The sequence below is a fragment of the Sphingomonas aracearum genome (assembly GCF_003345355.1).
Taxonomy (GTDB): Bacteria; Pseudomonadota; Alphaproteobacteria; order Sphingomonadales; family Sphingomonadaceae; genus Sphingomonas; species Sphingomonas aracearum.
The window spans coordinates 41551-58480 of the sequence record NZ_QQNB01000005.1 but is presented as its reverse complement, the minus strand read 5'-3'; the positions used below and the strand labels follow the sequence as shown (position 1 = coordinate 58480).

The 16930-nt window shown below is 66.2% G+C and carries 30 protein-coding genes and 1 pseudogene; 6 read left to right on the top strand and 25 right to left on the bottom strand.

Translation table 11 applies throughout. The annotated features are described in order from the left end of the window. Positions 1 to 156: 156 nt before the first annotated feature. On the bottom strand, positions 157 to 1188 hold the full coding sequence (locus DVW87_RS16715; protein ID WP_114688946.1) for an IS110 family RNA-guided transposase: 1032 nt from the start codon (positions 1186 to 1188) through the stop codon (positions 157 to 159). A 74-nt stretch (positions 1189 to 1262) separates the two neighbouring features. Between DVW87_RS16715 and DVW87_RS16710 the strand changes: the two are divergent. Further along, a pseudogene (locus DVW87_RS16710) lies at positions 1263 to 1484 on the top strand (integrase core domain-containing protein); the annotation flags it as partial. Positions 1485 to 1530: 46 nt separating this feature from the next. Further along, positions 1531 to 1950, top strand: coding sequence for a hypothetical protein (locus DVW87_RS16705; RefSeq protein ID WP_114688945.1), 420 nt, complete (start codon positions 1531 to 1533; stop codon positions 1948 to 1950). Positions 1951 to 1992: 42 nt separating this feature from the next. Here the strand turns inward: DVW87_RS16705 and DVW87_RS16700 are convergent, their stop codons facing one another. The 3 genes from DVW87_RS16700 to DVW87_RS16690 all read right to left on the bottom strand — a co-directional run bounded on the left by DVW87_RS16700 (position 1993) and on the right by DVW87_RS16690 (position 3491). Beyond that, on the bottom strand, positions 1993 to 2289 hold the full coding sequence (locus tag DVW87_RS16700; protein ID WP_114688944.1) for a hypothetical protein: 297 nt from the start codon (positions 2287 to 2289) through the stop codon (positions 1993 to 1995). Continuing rightward, positions 2286 to 2891 (bottom strand): hypothetical protein, encoded by a 606-nt coding sequence (locus DVW87_RS16695; protein ID WP_114688943.1) that lies wholly within the window; start codon positions 2889 to 2891, stop codon positions 2286 to 2288. Before DVW87_RS16695 ends, DVW87_RS16700 begins: the two co-directional genes overlap by 4 nt. A gap of 285 nt (positions 2892 to 3176) precedes the next feature. After that, positions 3177 to 3491, bottom strand: a complete 315-nt coding sequence (locus tag DVW87_RS16690; RefSeq protein WP_114688942.1) for a hypothetical protein — start codon at positions 3489 to 3491, stop codon at positions 3177 to 3179. Positions 3492 to 3648: 157 nt separating this feature from the next. Here DVW87_RS16690 and DVW87_RS18530 point away from each other — a divergent pair, with 157 nt between their 5' ends. Further along, entirely contained in the window at positions 3649 to 4296 is a 648-nt protein-coding gene (locus DVW87_RS18530; protein WP_114688941.1) for a methyl-accepting chemotaxis protein, read from the top strand. Between the two features lie 12 nt (positions 4297 to 4308). Here DVW87_RS18530 and DVW87_RS16680 read toward each other — a convergent pair whose 3' ends face one another. From DVW87_RS16680 to DVW87_RS16655, 6 genes are all read right to left on the bottom strand, one after another. Next, positions 4309 to 4647 carry a hypothetical protein gene (locus DVW87_RS16680; RefSeq protein ID WP_114688940.1) on the bottom strand — a complete coding sequence of 113 codons (339 nt, stop codon included), beginning with the start codon at positions 4645 to 4647 and terminating at the stop codon, positions 4309 to 4311. A 113-nt stretch (positions 4648 to 4760) separates the two neighbouring features. After that, positions 4761 to 4976 carry a DUF5818 domain-containing protein gene (locus tag DVW87_RS16675; protein ID WP_114688939.1) on the bottom strand — a complete coding sequence of 72 codons (216 nt, stop codon included), beginning with the start codon at positions 4974 to 4976 and terminating at the stop codon, positions 4761 to 4763. After that, on the bottom strand, positions 4973 to 5236 hold the full coding sequence (locus tag DVW87_RS16670; RefSeq protein WP_114688938.1) for a hypothetical protein: 264 nt from the start codon (positions 5234 to 5236) through the stop codon (positions 4973 to 4975). The genes DVW87_RS16675 and DVW87_RS16670 overlap by 4 nt, the downstream gene beginning before the upstream one ends. 12 nt (positions 5237 to 5248) lie before the next feature. Further along, the gene (locus DVW87_RS16665) at positions 5249 to 5914 is read right to left on the bottom strand and encodes a DUF805 domain-containing protein (RefSeq protein ID WP_114688937.1); all 666 of its coding nucleotides are present in this window, start codon (positions 5912 to 5914) and stop codon (positions 5249 to 5251) included. 251 nt (positions 5915 to 6165) lie between these two features. Further along, entirely contained in the window at positions 6166 to 6363 is a 198-nt protein-coding gene (locus DVW87_RS16660) for a hypothetical protein (RefSeq protein WP_114688936.1), read from the bottom strand. Between the two features lie 153 nt (positions 6364 to 6516). Beyond that, complete coding sequence (locus DVW87_RS16655) at positions 6517 to 7059, bottom strand: DUF736 domain-containing protein (RefSeq protein ID WP_114688935.1); 543 nt, start codon at positions 7057 to 7059, stop codon at positions 6517 to 6519. A 233-nt stretch (positions 7060 to 7292) separates the two neighbouring features. Here DVW87_RS16655 and DVW87_RS16650 point away from each other — a divergent pair, with 233 nt between their 5' ends. Both DVW87_RS16650 and DVW87_RS16645 read left to right on the top strand, forming a co-directional pair. Further along, positions 7293 to 7559, top strand: a complete 267-nt coding sequence (locus tag DVW87_RS16650; protein ID WP_220149844.1) for an antitoxin — start codon at positions 7293 to 7295, stop codon at positions 7557 to 7559. A gap of 14 nt (positions 7560 to 7573) precedes the next feature. Then, positions 7574 to 7963 carry a type II toxin-antitoxin system VapC family toxin gene (locus tag DVW87_RS16645; protein ID WP_114688934.1) on the top strand — a complete coding sequence of 130 codons (390 nt, stop codon included), beginning with the start codon at positions 7574 to 7576 and terminating at the stop codon, positions 7961 to 7963. Between the two features lie 89 nt (positions 7964 to 8052). On the opposite strand, the gene DVW87_RS16640 is transcribed toward DVW87_RS16645, so the two are convergent. The 13 genes from DVW87_RS16640 to DVW87_RS16585 form a co-directional block, all read right to left on the bottom strand. Continuing rightward, positions 8053 to 8358 carry a hypothetical protein gene (locus DVW87_RS16640; RefSeq protein ID WP_114688933.1) on the bottom strand — a complete coding sequence of 102 codons (306 nt, stop codon included), beginning with the start codon at positions 8356 to 8358 and terminating at the stop codon, positions 8053 to 8055. A 467-nt stretch (positions 8359 to 8825) separates the two neighbouring features. Continuing rightward, positions 8826 to 9875 carry an endonuclease domain-containing protein gene (locus tag DVW87_RS16635; protein ID WP_181814882.1) on the bottom strand — a complete coding sequence of 350 codons (1050 nt, stop codon included), beginning with the start codon at positions 9873 to 9875 and terminating at the stop codon, positions 8826 to 8828. A 499-nt stretch (positions 9876 to 10374) separates the two neighbouring features. Beyond that, positions 10375 to 10593: a hypothetical protein gene (locus DVW87_RS16630; protein ID WP_114688931.1), complete on the bottom strand. Its 219-nt coding sequence runs from the start codon at positions 10591 to 10593 to the stop codon at positions 10375 to 10377. Beyond that, positions 10590 to 10739 carry a hypothetical protein gene (locus tag DVW87_RS18170; protein ID WP_181814881.1) on the bottom strand — a complete coding sequence of 50 codons (150 nt, stop codon included), beginning with the start codon at positions 10737 to 10739 and terminating at the stop codon, positions 10590 to 10592. The genes DVW87_RS16630 and DVW87_RS18170 overlap by 4 nt, the downstream gene beginning before the upstream one ends. A 2-nt stretch (positions 10740 to 10741) precedes the next feature. Next, entirely contained in the window at positions 10742 to 11209 is a 468-nt protein-coding gene (locus DVW87_RS16625; protein WP_476712796.1) for a DUF7673 family protein, read from the bottom strand. 60 nt (positions 11210 to 11269) lie between these two features. Beyond that, positions 11270 to 11554, bottom strand: a complete 285-nt coding sequence (locus DVW87_RS16620) for a hypothetical protein (protein WP_114688930.1) — start codon at positions 11552 to 11554, stop codon at positions 11270 to 11272. A gap of 10 nt (positions 11555 to 11564) precedes the next feature. Then, positions 11565 to 12263: a hypothetical protein gene (locus DVW87_RS16615; protein ID WP_114688929.1), complete on the bottom strand. Its 699-nt coding sequence runs from the start codon at positions 12261 to 12263 to the stop codon at positions 11565 to 11567. A gap of 10 nt (positions 12264 to 12273) precedes the next feature. Beyond that, the gene (locus DVW87_RS16610) at positions 12274 to 12630 is read right to left on the bottom strand and encodes a DUF6915 family protein (protein ID WP_114688928.1); all 357 of its coding nucleotides are present in this window, start codon (positions 12628 to 12630) and stop codon (positions 12274 to 12276) included. A 3-nt stretch (positions 12631 to 12633) separates the two neighbouring features. Further along, the gene (locus DVW87_RS16605) at positions 12634 to 13062 is read right to left on the bottom strand and encodes a DUF6878 family protein (protein ID WP_114688927.1); all 429 of its coding nucleotides are present in this window, start codon (positions 13060 to 13062) and stop codon (positions 12634 to 12636) included. Next, entirely contained in the window at positions 13059 to 13568 is a 510-nt protein-coding gene (locus DVW87_RS16600) for a hypothetical protein (protein ID WP_114688926.1), read from the bottom strand. Before DVW87_RS16600 ends, DVW87_RS16605 begins: the two co-directional genes overlap by 4 nt. A gap of 140 nt (positions 13569 to 13708) precedes the next feature. Continuing rightward, positions 13709 to 14182 carry a DUF736 domain-containing protein gene (locus tag DVW87_RS16595; protein ID WP_114688925.1) on the bottom strand — a complete coding sequence of 158 codons (474 nt, stop codon included), beginning with the start codon at positions 14180 to 14182 and terminating at the stop codon, positions 13709 to 13711. Positions 14183 to 14332: 150 nt separating this feature from the next. Next, a complete protein-coding gene (locus tag DVW87_RS16590; RefSeq protein ID WP_114688924.1) occupies positions 14333 to 14653 on the bottom strand; it encodes a hypothetical protein in 321 nt (106 codons plus the stop codon). Beyond that, complete coding sequence (locus DVW87_RS16585) at positions 14650 to 14847, bottom strand: hypothetical protein (RefSeq protein WP_064311150.1); 198 nt, start codon at positions 14845 to 14847, stop codon at positions 14650 to 14652. The genes DVW87_RS16590 and DVW87_RS16585 overlap by 4 nt, the downstream gene beginning before the upstream one ends. A 73-nt stretch (positions 14848 to 14920) precedes the next feature. Between DVW87_RS16585 and DVW87_RS16580 the strand changes: the two genes are divergently transcribed. Then, positions 14921 to 15640, top strand: coding sequence for a CPBP family intramembrane glutamic endopeptidase (locus tag DVW87_RS16580; protein WP_147276296.1), 720 nt, complete (start codon positions 14921 to 14923; stop codon positions 15638 to 15640). Between the two features lie 16 nt (positions 15641 to 15656). Here the strand turns inward: DVW87_RS16580 and DVW87_RS16575 are convergent, their stop codons facing one another. Both DVW87_RS16575 and DVW87_RS16570 read right to left on the bottom strand, forming a co-directional pair. Next, positions 15657 to 16016: a DUF3768 domain-containing protein gene (locus tag DVW87_RS16575; protein WP_114688923.1), complete on the bottom strand. Its 360-nt coding sequence runs from the start codon at positions 16014 to 16016 to the stop codon at positions 15657 to 15659. Further along, a complete protein-coding gene (locus tag DVW87_RS16570) occupies positions 16016 to 16927 on the bottom strand; it encodes a hypothetical protein (RefSeq protein ID WP_064311177.1) in 912 nt (303 codons plus the stop codon). Before DVW87_RS16570 ends, DVW87_RS16575 begins: the two co-directional genes overlap by 1 nt. Between the last annotated feature and the right edge of the window lie 3 nt (positions 16928 to 16930).

The following is a 16930-nucleotide window of genomic DNA, read 5'->3' as shown; positions in this document are numbered from 1 at the left end:
GCATCGATGGTGAGGCGGACCATGCTAAACGGCGGGCTCGCTTTGGCATGCGCTTGCGGCCCAGGCACTCGTGCGGCCTTCGCCTCATCCCCGGCCCTGCCGGGACCTCGGATCGGTCAGGCTGACGCCTGGTCCCGATCAGGGTTCTGGTGTTAGTTATGCCTCCTGCGCTGTCCAGCGGAAGGGAGTGCCATCGCGCCACATGCGATGCATGATGACGGCGAGCTTACGGGCCACTGCCACCTTGGCCTTCTTGAGCGAACTGCGCCTGGCGAGCGTCACGCCCCAGTGCTTGAGCGCAGTCCACTGTGTCGACCGGCTGAGCATCACATTGGCGGCGGCGAAAAGCGCCGTTCGGGTCAGGCTGTCGCCGCCCTTGCCGATCCGACCGCGTCGATCGGTTTCGCCGGACTGGAACTGGCGCGGGGTGAGGCCGAGGTGAGCGCCGACGTCGGCTGACCGTCGGAACCGATCGGGTCGGTCGATGGTGGTCTTGAACGCCAGCGCCGAAACCGGGCCGACGCCCGGGATGCCCATGAAGCGCACGCACAACTCGTCGTTCTTTACGACCCGGAGCAACGCGTTGTGAAGGCTGGCCAGTTGCTGGCGCAGGACCTCGCGCGAGGCAAGCAGCGCCTCCATGCAGACCGCCAACCGCGGCCGGTCGGAGACGAGGTCGCGAATGCGCTGGGCGAACCCGCTCGCGCTGACCCGTCCGACCTTTAGCCCGAACGGCCTGAGCGCGCCGCGCACCTCGTTCTCATGGTCGCGGACCTTGTTGACCAGGAACTCGCGACTGGTGAGCAGCGTGCGCAGTTCTTGGCTCTCGGTCGACTTCACGTGCACCGCCTTGAACCAACCCGAGCGGACGATCTGCGCGATCGAACGCGCGTCGTTACGATCGTTCTTGTTGCGCGACATCGCCGTGATCGCCGCCTTGGCGTGCCGCGTCTCAATGCACACAGCCGGAAATCCTGCATCCTTCAGGCCGAAGAAGAGCCATTGCGACAGCGGTCCCGCTTCGAGGCCGACGCGATCCCACGTGCCTTCAACCAGCAACAGTGCCTTGGTGATCGCCTCCGGATCCGAGCTGACCTGCTTCTCGGCCAACAGGCGCCCTTCAGCGTCAACCACGCATACGCTCGTCATCTCGAGCGAGACATCCAATCCAGCATAAAGCGTCGACATGGGGGTGCTCCTCTTCCAGCAACACCGAAGCATGGACCTCGCCAGCAGCCGAGCCCATGCCCCGACTACGCCATCTCAACGAGACCCTGTTCCTCAGCCTCGCGCATGCCCGCTCCGTGGTCCGGGCGTGGGCCGACGACTACAACACCGAGCGGCCGCACTCGTCGCTCGGCTACGCCACCCCGGCGGCCTTCGCCGCCGAGATCGAGAAGCAACGGCCTGGACGCGTCCAGGCCGTTGCTTCGGGTGCGCTCGTGCACCACAACAATCGCCGGTCTCTGGTTTCGGCTGGATGAAAGCCGGGGGTCACGTCAAGCATCGCGAATCGGTGGAACTGTTCCTATGAAGCTCACCAGCGATGCCGTCGAGGTGGTGAACCGCAACGCGCTCGTCACTGTGGCGCTCAACCAGGGCTACAATGCCTATCTGCCTGTCTACGACAACGGCATCGACCTGATTCTGCTGAACGAGGCGACCGGTGACACCAGGCTTGTTCAGCTGAAGGGCCGGTGGACGATCGACAAGAAGTATATCGGTCGGAACATCTGGGTCGCATTCCCCGACCGCGGCGTCTGGTACGTGGCTCCCCATGACGAGATGTTGCGCCTCGGCGAACGTCACACCGGAACTGACAGCTGGGCCAAGGGGACCTATAGCAAGAGCCCGCTGAGCAGGGCCGATCGCGACGAGCTCGCATCCTATCGGTTCGGCGACCCTGATACGGTCATGGACGACGCGGCGAAGCTGGCGGTTGACGGATGATCCCCGGTGCGCGGTCGGCGCTGACGGCCTCCAATTTCGAGGTCAGACCCTGTGTTCGGTGAGGATCGGGACATTGCGCTCTAGCAGCGCCGCTTCGTAAAGCCGGACGCCCTCGCTCGACAGCGGCGAGGCGCCGAAGCGCGCCATGAAGGCGGCTTGCTCGCGCATGGCGGTGAGCCATTGCTCGTCGGGCTCGCCATCCTGGTTCAGGCGGCCCGCTGCAAGGTCGGACATCGAATACCAGCAGTAGCGCAGCGATCGCCACCGCTTCTCCAGCTGATAGTTGCGGCGGACAAGGAAGGCGATCACCGCCAGCGCCAGGGTCAGTAGGAGGGTCATAATGCGATACGCCCGACTTCCTCGCCCTGGTTCACGATCACGGCGCATTGCGCGATCATTCCCAGGTAGAACTGCAGGTACGTCACGTCGTTCGGATCGCTGATCGTCGGCCTACCGCGCTGACGCTCATAGGCGATGTACGGCGAAAGCAGCGATCCGACCAGAACGAGCGAGCCGTTCTCTTTGAGGGAGCGAGCCGCGTCGGGCGCCATGGTCGAAGTTATGGCGGTCTGTCCCCGGGCGGGCAGCAGCATGTAGAACTGTGTGAAAGTATGCCGGGAAACTTCGGTCGACGCACCGTAGGCGTTGCTGCCGACATAGGTGCTCTCGCCATCGATGTCGCTGTAAGCCTTGACGGTGATGACGTTCTCTTTGACCCGCTTGTCGACCGGGTTGATGGTCAGCGTCGACGTGTCCGCGTCGTACTTCATCATGTCCCGGATCGGAATAACGGCAACGATGCGATCGGTGCCCCCGAGCTTGGCGTTTAGCTCGTCATGCACCCGCTGATCGAACGCGGCCGTGGACTCGAACTCGCCTTTGGTTGGCGGCCCCCAAGGGTAGGCGCTGGCGATCCCGTGTAGCGCCTTCTCGATCGGCACGACCGACTTGGCTCGTGCAGCGACATTCGTACAGTCCACGCCTTCGACGCTGGCTGCGTAGGTTTGGGATCGAACGGTCGGGGCGCTGGTGCGACCGCCCGTGCCGGTGCCGATCGGCGCGCTGTTGCTCGTTTTTGCGGTGCGGCCGTCACGCCTGTAGCGACAGCGACTAGCGAAACAGCAACCGCTAATTTGAATGTCCGAAGCATCTTTCCCCCAATTTGTGCCATGAAGTTCACGGGCGCGGATGGATAGGTCCAGCAGGCGTCCAAGCGCCCTGCCGGATCACGCGCCGCTGTCGGCCGCGGCCCGCGCTTGCGCGGCTGTGCTCACTGTTTTGAGCGCCGCAACGTGCTCATCATAGAACTTCATCTTGTCGCGAAGCGACCACATGCGACCGAGCACGCCAGCGAAGCCGATGTCGTCAAGCGAGCGGCCCTGGCCCACTGCGGTCTCCGCAAAGCCGGCGTAGAAGCGCGTCGCCGCGTCGAACGGCGTGCCACCGTCCTTTCGTGTGAGGTTCACCGCGCCCCGAAGAAGGCGCGCCTCAAACGGCGGCAGCGGGTTCTTCAGCGGTTGATCGTAGTAGGTCTGCAGCACGCCAAGCGATCGAGCCTCAAACCATGGGCGTGTAAGCCAGCCTAACATTCCTTCATCCCCCGTCCTTCAGCTATGCCACGTCCAGCCGAGCCTCTCCACGCCGAATATCTTAATCATCTGCGTGTAGCGTCCCGCCACGAGGGGGTTCGCGGAAACCATGACGCCGCGGAGCACGGCTCTTACCGAAGCCGCTTGGGCCGCGCTGTGCCGGTCGCAGGCCGTGATCGAGTTCGACACATCGGGAACGGTGCTGTGGGCGAACGACGTCTTCTTGTCCCTCATGGGGTACAGGCTCGCCCAAGTCGTCGGGCAGCACCACCGCATCTTCTGCACCCCGGAGCTGGCCGCCTCGCCTGCTTATGCGGAGTTCTGGCGGAAGCTCGGCTCCGGCGATTTCCTGACGGGTGAGTACCCACGCCTGACCCGCGGCGGGAAAGTTGTCTACCTGCAGGCGACGTACAATCCGGTCCTCGACGCCGATGGTCGACCGGGGCGGATCTTGAAGATCGCTGCCGACGTCAGCGATCGGCGTGAGGTCCAATCTGAGCTTCAGCGCGGCAACGAACAGCTGAAGGCGGCGCTTAAGGAGCTCGGCGGCATCGTGACGAGCATCGGCGAGATTGCGAGCCAGACGAACCTGTTGGCGCTGAACGCGACGATCGAGGCGGCTCGGGCTGGAAACTCGGGGCGAGGTTTTGCCGTGGTCGCAGGTGAGGTAAAGAAGCTCGCCGGCGACACGCGCGCTGCAACCGAGCGCGCGGCCGGGATGATGGCGCGGGCAGGCGCCAGCAAGGCAGGCGGTTGAACGAGGCGCTCGCTACAGGGTCAGGCCGACGCATAGGAGCAGGATCGCCGCCAACCCGGAAGCCAGCTTCCCGCCCGCGAACACCCTTGCTCCAGGTCCGGAGCGGAAGCGCTTCCCCGTCTTGTCCATGCCGGTCCGCAGCCCGAGCACGCCGTCGGCCGCCAGCACGCTCCCGACGATGAAGAGAAGGACCGAGAAGCCCTTGGCGAAGGCGTGGGGCGAGAGCCCGGTGACGACGAACGTCGCGACCAGCCCGATCGTCAGCAGGCCATACAGAGCGAAGCCGACGTCGAGCAGGCCGCGCAACCGCTTCGGTCCGTTCCAGTCGGTCGGCCACCGCAGGAGGACCATCGGACGGAGGCAGAGCTGGCAGCTTTGAAGGTTGGTGTCGCGGGGCCAGTGGTCGATCAGGTGCCCGCAATATGGGCACCCAGGGCGACGGTAGGGGAACGCGCTCGCAGGGCTCAGCATGTTGGTGCCTCCGTTCGCGCCGCCAGGTAGTAGGCGGCGATCGCCGCCCCGTTGATCGTGCCCTCGACCGTCACCGGCGTCCCGAGCAGGTGCTCGGTCTCCACGTCGCCGATCAGCCGCCAGCGCATCCCGTCTGCCTCGAGCAGCATCGGACCGCGTGGCGTCATCTCCACCACGCCGGCGAGCCGGGTCGGGCCGCTGACCGTCATTCCGCTGCCTCCGCAAAGGTCGGGGTCTCTTCGGCCGACGCGCCATTGAAGCACTCCATGGGGCAGTGGAGGAGGAGCCGGCCATGCGAGCGCAGTTCGCGTCCGTCCAGTCTGACCGGGTCTCGGGCGAGGCGCTGGCATGGATTGTTCGAACGGTTGCGGAAGCCGCAGGGCGCGGCGAGTGGCGGGAGGTGCAGCTCGACCACCTGCTCCGGTTCGGGAGGTGGCAGCGGGTCGCCGAAGAGGTCGCATTGGTCCATGACAAGCTCCGTTCAGCCCCCGATGGGAGCAGCGTTGCCGAAGCGGTTGGCTCGGCGGGTGCCAGGCTCGATGCAGAGCCACAGCTGCGCGAAGATCGAGTCCGCGGCCATGCCCATCAGGAGCGGCGCGCTCGTATCGAGCGGGTCGCCGAGCAGCGCGAGGAGCGCGATCCAGATCGTATTGAGGCCCGACCATCCGACGTCGTGGAGCCGCTTCACCATCACCGCCGAGGCGATCCAGGCGACCATCGCCATGGAGCCGAAGAGCGCCGGTTGCGAGAGACCGGCAAGGAAGTGGACGAAGCGGAGGTCGTAGCGGCTCGCGAACAGCATGGTCCAGCAGGCGAACGTCGTCAGCACGAACGGCACCCGACCTACACGGCCTTCGGCTGACGCGACAGTCTTCGTCGCCTCGTCGCGGTCCTTGCAATCGGCGCAGTCTGCGCAATCTGCGCAGTCAGGGCAGTCCTTGCAGTCGCCCTTCGCGTGGGCGGCCGCGTGCGCCTTCCAGTGCGCCTTCTTCAAGCTGACCTTGGCGACCGAGTCTTCCCCGGCCTTCTCGCCGACATAGCTCGCCATCGCGAGCAGGACCGGGCTGGCGGGCATGGCGCTGGCCGCTGCCGGCATGCCGACGGCGAGGGCGATCGCCCCCAGCGCGGCGAAACGTCGTAGCATCATGGTAGTCGTTCCTTCCTTGCTCTGAAAAGACCGCGGTGAGTCCGCAGCCTGGTGGGATCACCACCATTCCCGCGAGCCACTCGTGGCCCGTCGAGCTCCTTGCCGGTGCGATCTCGCAGCCGAGCGTCATGTTGGCCGGGGATCTCCGCGCCAGATGGTTGTCGCTGAAGGCGGTTCACCGCCATCACAGCGGCTCCGGGCTGGAGACGTTGAGCCGTGTTTTCAGGTTGCCATCCGGGCGACGGCGTAGATCAATGATCCGCGTCGCTCGACGCTCGAAGGTCCTCGTTGATGAGGTCGTCCGTCATCGATGCTTCCCGCGCGAACTGTTCCTCGAGGGCGGTCCAGTCGAGCGCGTCGAGGAACCGCTCGCGTCGAACCGCGAAGCGGGAGAGCGCGGCGTAGTCGCGTGTCGCGATGGCGAGGTGGTGTTCGAGGGAGATCGGCACCGCGGCGGCTCCTGTCGGTGAGGCCGTAAGGGCGAACAAAGACAGGGCCCGCCTCGCCGGGGGAGCGAAGCGAGCCCTGCAGGTCCGCGCGCGGGGGCTTCGACGCGCGATGGGGAGGAGAAAACCGGGGTGGGAGGCACCCCGGCCGGTCGGTCAGACCGTCTCGGGCTCGGCCGGCTGCGCGGCGCGACGGCGGCCGCCCTTGGCGGGCGTCTCCGGCGCTCCGCCGAAGGCGTCGCCGGCGGTGGATTCGCCGAGGCCGTCGCTGGCGGTGCCGGCGGGCTCGCCCGCGCCGGTGCCGTCCTCGGTGCCCGGGAACGGCGGCAGGCCGTCGTCGCCGCCCTTGGGCGCCATCGCGGCCGTCACGTCGCGGCGGCGCTGCGGGCGCTGCCAGACGAGGTTGTACGAGCCGTCCTGCTGGCGGAACGCCGAGATGTAGAGCGGCTGCGCGAGGCTCGGATCGTCGATCCGGCCGTTCAGGAACGCCTCGCCGGTCGCGCTGGCGGTCAGCTCGAAGAGCGCACCGACCTGCACCCACGACCGCGACGCCTGGTTGAGCGCGTGGACCTCGTACTTCGGCGCCTTCGGGTTGGCGCTGCGCACCTCGCGAAGCGCGATCGTCATCACGACCGTCAGGGTCGACACGCGGCCGATGAAGATGCCGGCGTCGTTCTGCTTGATGGAACCAATGTTCATGGGGAAAACCTCCTGGTCGATGCTCTCGAACCCCTTGTCCGAGACACCTCACTCTCACCCACTCCTCTCCCCGGCCTCCGGCCGGGCAGGCGCGAGAAGCGCCCTCATCGCCAGCGCACTTCGCGCGGCGATGGACGTCGTCACGGGAGCGTTACGGGCCCTTTGGTCAGGCTTTGCGGTTGCGCGGATCGGCGTGAGTTGGCATATACATGGCATATCCAAGGAGATGAGCCATGGCTCAGGCAATGCCGGCGACCGGCGCTCGCGCAGCGAAGCTGTTTCGCAACAATCGTAGTCAGGCGGTGAGGATCCCAGCCGAGTTTGAATTGCCCGGGACCACTGTTCTCATCCACAAGGTGGGCGACAAGCTCATCATCGAGCCCGAGCCCAAGGCTGATCTCGCCACGATCTTGCGATCGCTTTCCCCACTTGGACCGGAGGATCAGCTTCCCGGGGATTTGGACGACGGCCTTGGTCCGCTCCGGAGTGTCGATTTGTGACCGCTAGACGATACATGCTCGATACGAACATCGTGTCTGACATGGTTCGCGATCCGCAGGGACGCGTGTTCCGCAAGGTGGTTGAGCTCGACGGCGAAGCGCTCTGTGTCAGCATCATCACCGCTGCGGAGCTGCGTTATGGCTGCGCCAAGAAGGGGTCGCCCAGGTTGCTCGCTCAGGTCGAGGCGATCCTCGAAGGCTTGGAGGTGATCCCGCTCGAGGTGCCGGCCGACACGAAATATGGCGGGCTGAGGGCTGAACTGGAGGCGGAAGGCAAGACGATCGGTCCGAACGATCTACTCATTGGCGCACATGCGCTCACGGTTGGAGCAACGCTCGTTACCGCCAACGAGGGGGAGTTCCGACGCATTCGAGGCCTTGCGGTCGAGAACTGGCTCGCTTGAGCTTTTCAGCGGGGGCTTCCGGGTTCGCCGCGTGAGCGGGAAATGCAGCAGTGGCGGTCGAGCAAAAATGGGGCCGCGGCCCCCATGGATTAGCCGAGGCCGATCATCTTGAGGGCCAGCGGACCCACGGTCCCGCCGCTTGCAGCGATCCCGAGAATGGCGGCCAGCTGGACCCGGCTGAGCGTGATGCGGTTCTCGAACTTGCCGTCGATGTTGTCGAGCTTGCCGTTCATCGTCTTGAGCTGCGCCACGAGATCGCGGTTCGCGGTATCGACTGTCCTCACGATGAAGTCCTCCGTGACGTCGCTCAGATGTTGCGCCTCGTCGGGACTGATACCCGCCTTTAGCGCCGCGCGAAAGAAAGTGATTTGAAAGCCAGCCACGTGAACCTCCATGATTTGATGGCGGTTCCGCCGGGGCATGCGCGTCCAGGCCGTCAGGGACGCCGTTTGCGGCGCCGCGGAGCGGGCGGTGGGGGAGCCGATTTCGTGACCGCGCGGCGGGCGCGAAATTGGGGGCACCGCCGATCCTTGACGGCCGCCAAGAGGCGCATGTCATGCTGGGCGGACCAGCGAGTCTCCTTTGAGACCGAAACCGAGCCTCTGTGACAGGGCCGGCCCTTTCCCGCTTCTCCGTCGCCGATCAGCCATTTCGGGAAAGGGCAATCGGGAACACATTTCGAAAAAACGGGAGCGCCTGACCGCGCCCACGAGGCGCTGCCCGAGCTGTTAATCCCGTTGGCGGTTCGTTTGCGGCAAAGATGCCTCGTCCGTTTTCGACCCGTTCCGGACGCCTTGGTCTCACCGTGCGGCAAAGCTGTGAAGGTACAAGCGGCAACAGGCTTTGCCCGCCTTTCGCGATGTTATGCTTTTCCCTCTGAGGCAATCAGTGGAATTAACGGTGAGCATTCGAGCCGATGCAGCACGCCGATAACCCCGTTTTTGAGTCCAGCATCCTCCTCCAATCGCCTGCGTATCGAGCGCAGGTAGCTGGTCCTCTCCGCTTGTATCTCAGCAAACTTGCGGCCGATCTCCTCGGCATGCGGATCTGAAAGAGGTACGCTCGTGGGAAATGCGTGCAAGACGAGCTTCTCTCTCTTGTGTTTATCCGAAGCTTCTAACTCGGCAAGCCGCTGTTGCAGGCGCGCAGAGAATGCATCGAAGGAAGCTCGCTTCTCCTCGGTGTCGAGGTAGGCTTCCGTCCGGCGATCAAGTCGCACTGTCTCGATTGCCTGCTCGATCATCGATTTTTCGAAGTGGAAAGCGAGGTGTGCAGGCTCAAGCGCACGTTGCACTGTCAACAAGCGAGAGGAGTGTTCGGCAGCCTCGGACAGCGCCTTCGCCATCAGCGAACCCGTTTCCGCTAAGCGCTGGAAACCAGACCTCGGGGTTGGTGGAGCAAACTCAGGCAAGCGACGCTTGCCCTTTGATAGTGCCATTCTAACGCTCGAGATGGCGTTGGTTGGCTGGTACAGTGCTATCTTCGCGGCGATACGCAAGACGGTGTAGCCGAGGCTTTCGAAGTAGGCGTCGCGTCTTGCGTCATTGGCCTTGGCTTCGTCGGATGAGTGCCAAGCCGCGCCATCGATCTCGACAACTAACCAGCGGTCGATCATGAAATCGGCTCGATACTGTCCTTGCTCGACTTGAAGGTCGAGCCGCAGACCATCTGAAAACAGCGCACCGTTTTTTGGCTTCAGGTCGAAACCGTCAATCATCGCATTGAGAAAAGCGATCTCAGCCGGCGACTCAGTATTGGTGTAGAACTTTTCACGCCAAAACAAATCATTTCCGCTAGCATTAACGTGGCGCGGCTTGGGATTGGCTCGCTCTGGTTCTCGCACCTTCTCCGGCAAAAAGTGATAACCGACTGCCACTATGATCAGCAGCGCAATGATAGTTAGGGTGGACACTACTGCTGCGTCTCCAACGTGCTGGCTCCCAACCGAGCGGTCATGATAACACCGCTCTGACCTTGCCCGCCAGTGGATCCCAATCGGGACGGCTCGCCCAGCTTGATCGGGCATGGACGTGTCAAAGAGCCGCCCCGTTGGACAACAGGGCTGTTACCGGGTTGTGCCAAATCGCGTTTCGTCCTGGCGTCACGGGGCAGGTTTTGGTGTCAACGGACAGCGAGAACCAATCACCCTGACCTCAAGGTCGTTAGGTGAACGGCAACCTCATTTCTGTTAACCGTCCGCGCGGGCTCGAACCGATCCGTTCGTCGCGGGTTGTTGCGGCATGCCCTTCGATGGGGACCGGCGCTCCTGCCAGGGCGTCGGTCCTTTTCGCAAGCGGATCGTCACCCGGTAGGGCGGAGACCCGCCCGCGGGGCTCCGCTCGGCAAAGCCGAGTAGAGCCGCGGTCCCGGTCGGCGCTTATGCGACGGGCGGGATGCGCCGCCCTCCCCTGCTACAGGTCGCCGATCTCGGCGATCAGCGTCTCGGCATGAACCGCAGGAACGATCCAGTTGCCGTATTTCGGCTTCCAGGCCGCCCGGCCGTCGATGATGTCGACGACGGCAGGCCCGACGCGGGCGCGATCGGGCCACCAGAGCGCGGCGTCGCCGTTGTCGAAGTGCGTCACCCAGACCTTGCCAAGGCTGGTCTCGATCGTCGACTTGCTCGTCACGCGAACAGGCCCGCGACCAGGTGCCAGAGCTCGATCGCGTTCGCGTACCAGCCATAGGCGGTGAGCAGGCAGATGATGACGATGAAGATTTTGGTGCTGAGCGACATCGGCTCGGCCGGCTCGCGATCCTCGAAGTCGATCATCATGGTCAGGCGGCGTCCTCGACGGTGATGCCGCGCCAGCGGGCGAGGAGGTCCATCACGTCGCCGCGATAACCGAGGCTGTCGGCGTACACCGCGCCTGGGTGTCGGCCGAGAAAGCGGACAGCGGCGGTGATGTCGTCGGCGATCGCGCGATCGAGACCGAACAGGTCCGCGATCGGGAAATGGCCGAGATCGGCGCCGTTCCACCATGCCAGGAGGAAGTTGGCGACGCGTGCCGACTGGCCGGTATCGGACTTGGCGATGGCGAAGAGCCGGTCGAGCGCCGCGGTCGGCGGCTGCTCGGCCTGGGTCTTCGGATGGCGGCGGAAGCTCAGGAGGTGGTCGGCGCACACGCGCAGCGTGGTGTCCGAATAGTCGGCGCCGATCAGGTCGCGGAGCAGCTCGCGCGCCGCGTCTTCCGCTTCGGCGCGTTCGGCGCGTTCGGCGGGATCGATCGGGATGGGTGTCGGCATGTCAATTCCCCTCGTTGGGACTGTATCGCTGAAACGCGAGCGGCGCGACCCGCATCTGCGTCAGCAGTAGCGGGGCCGTTCCGCGGGGTAGGCCGGCGGCGCCGTCGTGGTGAAGACGTGCGCGCGATGGCGACCGCCTTCATAGGCGGCGGAGTCGACCGGCCGCTTGTGGCGCTGGAGACGGTCGAGCAGCCGGTTCGCGCGTGCGGCGATGGCGACTGCGGCATCGTTGGTCGGGGCGAGCGCGAGCGGCCGGCGAAGCTCGCCAGTATCGTACCACCAGCCACCTTCCTCGGGACCGCCAAAGACACGGTCCACCTCGTACAGGGCGACAATGAAGCGCATGGTTCTGTCCTCAGGTCAGGGGGGCGGGCATGGCGAGCCATTCCGGCTCGTCGGCGGCGATCGGCTTGTCGAAGGTCGCGGCCTCGGCCTCGGTGAACACCGTCGCGTCGCGCAGCCGGCCGAAGCCGGTGTCGTTGTTCCAGAAGCTGAGGCCGTATTCGGGGTGGCGTGTGGTCAGCACGAAGCCGTCGACGCCCTCCTCCTGGCTGCGCTCGAGAGCGCGCTCGAGCTGCCGGGCGGAGTTGCCGAAGCTGACGCCCGTGGCGGTGATCGCGGCGTAGCCGCCCCCGAACTCGCCGGGGCGCAGCCGATCGCAGTCGAGCGCATACTCGAACCCGCAAGGGAGCGCGGATTTGCAGGCCGCGAAGATGAGGAGCGCGACGGCATCGACGCTGACCTGGTCGCCGTGAAAGAACACCTGGATCTTGCCCGCCTCGCCGGGCGTGTCATCGACGTCGATCCGGCAGCTGAAGATGGGAAAGCCGGCGTCGTCGAAGAGCGCGAGGAAGCTCCCGAAGGGATCATCGTCGGTCGGCGGGAAGGCCGCGGCAAATGCCGGGCCGAGCCCGTCGAACGCCTCGCGACGGCCGAGCGCGTCATCGTCGTGGTTCTCGAGCATGTCGCTCGCGTCCTTGGCGAGTTCTAGGAGCTCGGCCTCGTCGGGCTGGACCTGCAGGAGGAAGCTAGCCTTGGTGAAGTTGTTGGACATGGGCACATCCTCAGTGGGAGGTTTCGAGGCCGGGGCTGTCGGCAGGGTTGCCGCGGAGCATCCACGGGGCGGGTTGGATTTGGCGCGCCCAGTCGGCGAAGCTCGGGATGCGGCCGAGGTCTTCGGTGACGTGTTGTTCGCCGATCAGGCGAACGGGCACGTCGCGGCCGTCGCTGTTGAGGATCGTCACGCCGAAGATCGTCTCCAGCATGAAGATGCCCTCGGCATGGTGGCGGAGCGCGCGGTGGCGGGGGTCGGCGATGATCTTCTTGGACTCGTCGAACCACGAGTGCAGCGGGAGGTAGTCCTCCGGCTTCCCGCCCCATCGCTTCACCGAGCTGAGCGCGTGATAGTAGCAGTGGGACATGGCTCAGAGTTCCGAGACGGTGGTATCGAAGGTCTCGATCCGCCAGTTGTGGGTGAGCGTCACCGTCCTGGGCGCGGTGAGGATCTCCAGCTCGCCGCAGGAGCCGGCGTTGTCCTCCCAGCCCATGTAGAGCGCGCAGAGCGCCTCGGTGGCGAAGCTGTCGAGCGCGCTGGCGAGGTCGGTGACGTCGCTGGCGATCGTCCCGTCGAAACCGAGCTGATGGCGTTCGCAGTCGACGGCGGGGAGGTCGACCTGATCGCCGGCATCGTCGAAGGCGGCGACATCGTTGACCTGACCCTCGTCGCCTTCGCCGTTGTAGCCGATGGTGACGCGCGCGATGCCGTGCGCCGCGAGGATGGGAAAGAACGCCTGCTTGCAGGCGTCGAAGGCGCTGCCGGCGGCGGGCGGCGCGGCGGTGGCGGTGTCGCTCATGCCGACACCTGTTCGAGACGCGCCTTGGCCTCGGCAGCGATCTGCGGATAGGCGGCGGCGAGGTTGCCGTTGAGCAGTTCGAAATCGGAAACGGGAAAGCTGCCGTCGGCAGCGGGCCGCGTCGTCATCATCGCGCCGAGGATCACCTCGTCGAGGCTGCGCGGGGCGGTGGCGCTGTGGCCGTCGTCATAGCGGACGGGGGCGGTGAAACCCGCCTCGATCCAGCTGCCGAGGCCGTCCTCGACCTCGGCGACATAGGCGTCCACGGCCTCGTTGCGCGCCACCTCCCAGACCTTCAGGCCGAGCGTGTAGTAGGTCCCGAAGTCGTGCCGGTTGGTCAGCACGACGAGCGTGCAGCCTTCGGGTGGCGGGCCGAACCGGGCCGTGATCGCGGCGCGGTAGCATTCGACCTCGAGCCGGTTGATGCGGGAGAAATCCTCGGTGTGGCCGAGCTGGGCGCACGGCTCGTTGGCGGGTGTCCCGCCGAGATCGTAGGTGTCGTACATCGTCGGACTCCACTGGTTCGCTGATCCGAGACCCCGATCCCCCTCCCCTCGAACCTGGGCCCGGGGGACCAAGCCGGAACGAGGACAGGGCCCGCTTCGGGATGAAGCGAGCCCTGTCGGAGGGGTCGGTGGTGGCGGGGTCAGCCGGCGAACGCGCCGGCGGTGGATTCGCCGAGGCCGTCGCTGGCGGTGCCGGCGGGCTCGCCCGCGCCGGTGCCGTCCTCGGTGCCCGGGAACGGCGGCAGGCCGTCGTCGCCGCCCTTGGGCGCCATCGCGGCCGTCACGTCGCGGCGGCGCTGCGGGCGCTGCCAGACGAGGTTGTACGAGCCGTCCTGCTGGCGGAACGCCGAGATGTAGAGCGGCTGCGCGAGGCTCGGATCGTCGATCCGGCCGTTCAGGAACGCCTCGCCGGTCGCGCTGGCGGTCAGCTCGAAGAGCGCACCGACCTGCACCCACGACCGCGACGCCTGGTTGAGCGCGTGGACCTCGTACTTCGGCGCCTTCGGGTTGGCGCTGCGCACCTCGCGAAGCGCGATCGTCATCACGACCGTCAGGGTCGACACGCGGCCGATGAAGATGCCGGCGTCGTTCTGCTTGATGGAACCGATGTTCATGGGGAAAACCTCCTGGTCGATGCTCTCGAACCCCTTGTCCGAGACACCTCACTCTCACCCACTCCTCTCCCCGGCCTCCGGCCGGGCAGGCGCGCAAGCGCCCTCATCGCCAGCGCACTTCGCGCGGCGATGGACGTCGGTCTGGAAGCGTCAGGGGCCGAAGAGCCGCTGTTTCAGGCGGGTCTGCCAAGGGGTGTCGACCTGGTCCGCGGTCGCGGCTCGATCGGCGCCGAGCGTCGCTGCCATGTGCTCGGGGATCTCGGCATAGCCCGCCGCAACCGCGATCGCGGCCTCGGGCGTGGGAAGCTCGCCGGGCGCGGTGCCGCGCCATTCGAGGACGCGGTCCTCGCCATCGCCGTCCGCGGTCGCGAACGCCTGAAAGAAGAAGGTTGCGAGCGGGCGGTCCCATCCGATCGCGGCTTCGGCGACGTCGGGGCGGTCGGCGCGCGGCTGCAGCGTGTGGCGGCTCATGCTGCCTGGGTCCGGCGGATGCGGTGGCGGACGTGGCGCTCGGCCCCTTCGGCACTCTTCATCGCGGTCGCGACCGCGCGCGCGGCCTTGGACGCGCCGGCCTGGCGGAGGAGGTTGCGAGCTTCGCGCAGGCAGTCGATCGAGGTCAGGATCGCGGTCGCGTCCTGCTCGGTGGCGGGTCGTATCGCGGACATGGCTGCTCCTTTCGTGATGGGACATTGCCGATGCGCGCGCCGGTGATAGGCTGCGCGTCTCAGGAGGGTGGTCATGGCGACCAATGCGATGAGCGTGCCGGGGACGGGCCGCGCGAAGCTGTTCTCGGGGTGGATCGTCGCAGGGCTTCTGGTGCTGCATCTCGCCACGTTGACGGTGGTTCATTATGTCGCCGGGCCGATGCTCGGCCTCTCGCCGGCATCGCCCGATCTGATCGCGGCGACGATCGTCATCGGCGCGGCTGTCGTCCTGGCGCTCGTCTCTCGCGACCTTGGCGCTGCCGATCGCCGGCGGCGGATCCTGGCCGTGCTGCCAAGTCCGGACGGTAGGACCGTCCTAACGACGGTCGGGGGACTGGCGATCAGTCAGATCCCGCTTGCGATCCTCGCGCTCCAGGGCAACACGATCTGGCAGATGGGCACGGCCGAGAAACTGGCGATCGGGAAGGCGCTCGCGGCCTCGGGGGGCGCGTCGTCGATCGCGCTGGTGGCTGCGACCGTGGTCGTCGCGCCGGTGGTCGAGGAGCTGCTCTACCGCGGCTACCTGCTCGGCGCGCTGCGCGAGCGGATGCCTGGGTTCGCCGCGGTGCTGTTGTCGGCGCTGCTGTTCGTCTTCGTGCTCCACTTCGAGCCGGCGAACCTCGTCGCAGCGCTCTGCCTGGGGCTCGCGACCGGATGGTGTGCGCTGCGGACCCAATCCCTGCTGCCCGGGATGATCGTCCATGTGGTGAGCAATGCGTTCGGGTTGTGGTATCTGTCGGTCGCGGCGGGCTGAGGTCCGTGGCCTGGAGTCAGTAATCCCGGGCGAGCATGATGGTGAGGACGCGCGTCGTGATCGAGGCGTCGGCCGGGTCCTCGGAGCCGAACTCCATCGCCGCGTCGTAATAGTCGATCTTGAAGAAGATCGTCTCGCCGTCGAGCTCGAGCGAGCCGAAGTCCCGTTCGGAGCGCTCGTCCGGCGCGAAGCGGTAGTCGCGGACCGCCTTCAGGACGCGGGCTTGGGCGATGATCATGTCCATGTTCCGGTCGCCCTTGGCGATGGTGGCGAGGCAGTCGCGCGTGGCGACGATGCGCGCCGTGCGGTCCAGCCCCATCCTGCAACGGTCGTTGAGGTCGGCGATGCGGGTGTTGGGCGGTGCGAGCGTTGCCATTATGCGGCCTCCTTCAGTCCGGCGTTGAAGCGGTCGAGCCAGTCCCGCATCGTCGGGCGCTCCTCGAGCGGGATCGAGGCGGCGACGTCCTGGAACCGGATCAGGTCGAGCGGCGCGTCGCGCTCGATCGCGTCGATCTCGGCAGCGGGGAGCAGCACCTCCCAGCGGATGAAGTCGCTCATGCGGCCGGGACGCGCCCGGGTCGTCTTCCGCCAGAGCCCCTCTACCGTGCGGAGCCGCGGGGCGGCGCGAGCCTCCACGAGGACGATCAGGCGCAGGCACCAGCTCGGGAGCGCGCGGACCTCGTCGGGCGTCATGCCGATGCAGAACCAGCAGCTCGATTTCGGCGGCACCGGGAGGCCCTCGGCCTCGATCCGGCGCTCGCACGCGACGCGGTCCCAGCCCCATTCGCGAAGGGGGTACTGGCAGTCGTAGAGCGGATCGTCGATCGTCGCGGCGTGGCTGTAGCGGATCGTATCGCGCTTTCCCGCGTCGAATCCGATCAGCCGGACGACGCGCTGGCCGCGCGCCCATGCGTCGATCGCCGGCTGCCAGGTGCGCAGGAAGGCGTCTTGCGGGGCCTTCTTGTATTTGAGGCTGCAGCTCGAACCGCCCAGAGACTTGCTCGGCAGCGTGGCGTTCGTGAGCGCCATTTCGAGCAGCGAATAGTACGGTGGCCAGTGCTTGAACCGCTTGGGAGTGTACGAAACGATCTCGTGCCGGATGCCATGCGAGCGGAGCCAGGGTCCGATCACATCGAGATAGGCGTAGGTCTCTGGCTTCTCGACGCCGGTATCTGCGGTCAGCACCAGGTCGGGAGCCTCGCCGCGGGCGACCTTCTCGACCAGCAGCGCGGTGCTGTCGACGCCGACCCCGTAGGCGAGCACGACGGGCGGCGGCGCGGCGACCATGAT

Excerpts from the sequence above, each read along its gene's own strand:
- DVW87_RS16715 (WP_114688946.1), bottom strand. The coding sequence starts at position 1,188 with ATGTCGACGCTTTATGCTGGATTGGATGTCTCGCTCGAGATGACGAGC.
- DVW87_RS16705 (WP_114688945.1), top strand. The coding sequence starts at position 1,531 with ATGAAGCTCACCAGCGATGCCGTCGAGGTGGTGAACCGCAACGCGCTC.
- DVW87_RS16700 (WP_114688944.1), bottom strand. The coding sequence starts at position 2,289 with ATGACCCTCCTACTGACCCTGGCGCTGGCGGTGATCGCCTTCCTTGTC.
- DVW87_RS18530 (WP_114688941.1), top strand. The coding sequence starts at position 3,649 with ATGACGCCGCGGAGCACGGCTCTTACCGAAGCCGCTTGGGCCGCGCTG.
- DVW87_RS16680 (WP_114688940.1), bottom strand. The coding sequence starts at position 4,647 with ATGGTCCTCCTGCGGTGGCCGACCGACTGGAACGGACCGAAGCGGTTG.
- DVW87_RS16675 (WP_114688939.1), bottom strand. The coding sequence starts at position 4,976 with ATGACGGTCAGCGGCCCGACCCGGCTCGCCGGCGTGGTGGAGATGACG.
- DVW87_RS16670 (WP_114688938.1), bottom strand. The coding sequence starts at position 5,236 with ATGGACCAATGCGACCTCTTCGGCGACCCGCTGCCACCTCCCGAACCG.
- DVW87_RS16665 (WP_114688937.1), bottom strand. The coding sequence starts at position 5,914 with ATGATGCTACGACGTTTCGCCGCGCTGGGGGCGATCGCCCTCGCCGTC.
- DVW87_RS16655 (WP_114688935.1), bottom strand. The coding sequence starts at position 7,059 with ATGAACATTGGTTCCATCAAGCAGAACGACGCCGGCATCTTCATCGGC.
- DVW87_RS16650 (WP_220149844.1), top strand. The coding sequence starts at position 7,293 with ATGGCTCAGGCAATGCCGGCGACCGGCGCTCGCGCAGCGAAGCTGTTT.
- DVW87_RS16645 (WP_114688934.1), top strand. The coding sequence starts at position 7,574 with ATGCTCGATACGAACATCGTGTCTGACATGGTTCGCGATCCGCAGGGA.
- DVW87_RS16640 (WP_114688933.1), bottom strand. The coding sequence starts at position 8,358 with ATGGAGGTTCACGTGGCTGGCTTTCAAATCACTTTCTTTCGCGCGGCG.
- DVW87_RS18170 (WP_181814881.1), bottom strand. The coding sequence starts at position 10,739 with ATGATGATCGACTTCGAGGATCGCGAGCCGGCCGAGCCGATGTCGCTC.
- DVW87_RS16625 (WP_476712796.1), bottom strand. The coding sequence starts at position 11,209 with ATGCCGACACCCATCCCGATCGATCCCGCCGAACGCGCCGAACGCGCC.
- DVW87_RS16620 (WP_114688930.1), bottom strand. The coding sequence starts at position 11,554 with ATGCGCTTCATTGTCGCCCTGTACGAGGTGGACCGTGTCTTTGGCGGT.
- DVW87_RS16615 (WP_114688929.1), bottom strand. The coding sequence starts at position 12,263 with ATGTCCAACAACTTCACCAAGGCTAGCTTCCTCCTGCAGGTCCAGCCC.
- DVW87_RS16610 (WP_114688928.1), bottom strand. The coding sequence starts at position 12,630 with ATGTCCCACTGCTACTATCACGCGCTCAGCTCGGTGAAGCGATGGGGC.
- DVW87_RS16605 (WP_114688927.1), bottom strand. The coding sequence starts at position 13,062 with ATGAGCGACACCGCCACCGCCGCGCCGCCCGCCGCCGGCAGCGCCTTC.
- DVW87_RS16600 (WP_114688926.1), bottom strand. The coding sequence starts at position 13,568 with ATGTACGACACCTACGATCTCGGCGGGACACCCGCCAACGAGCCGTGC.
- DVW87_RS16595 (WP_114688925.1), bottom strand. The coding sequence starts at position 14,182 with ATGAACATCGGTTCCATCAAGCAGAACGACGCCGGCATCTTCATCGGC.
- DVW87_RS16590 (WP_114688924.1), bottom strand. The coding sequence starts at position 14,653 with ATGAGCCGCCACACGCTGCAGCCGCGCGCCGACCGCCCCGACGTCGCC.
- DVW87_RS16585 (WP_064311150.1), bottom strand. The coding sequence starts at position 14,847 with ATGTCCGCGATACGACCCGCCACCGAGCAGGACGCGACCGCGATCCTG.
- DVW87_RS16580 (WP_147276296.1), top strand. The coding sequence starts at position 14,921 with ATGGCGACCAATGCGATGAGCGTGCCGGGGACGGGCCGCGCGAAGCTG.
- DVW87_RS16575 (WP_114688923.1), bottom strand. The coding sequence starts at position 16,016 with ATGGCAACGCTCGCACCGCCCAACACCCGCATCGCCGACCTCAACGAC.
- DVW87_RS16570 (WP_064311177.1), bottom strand. The coding sequence starts at position 16,927 with ATGGTCGCCGCGCCGCCGCCCGTCGTGCTCGCCTACGGGGTCGGCGTC.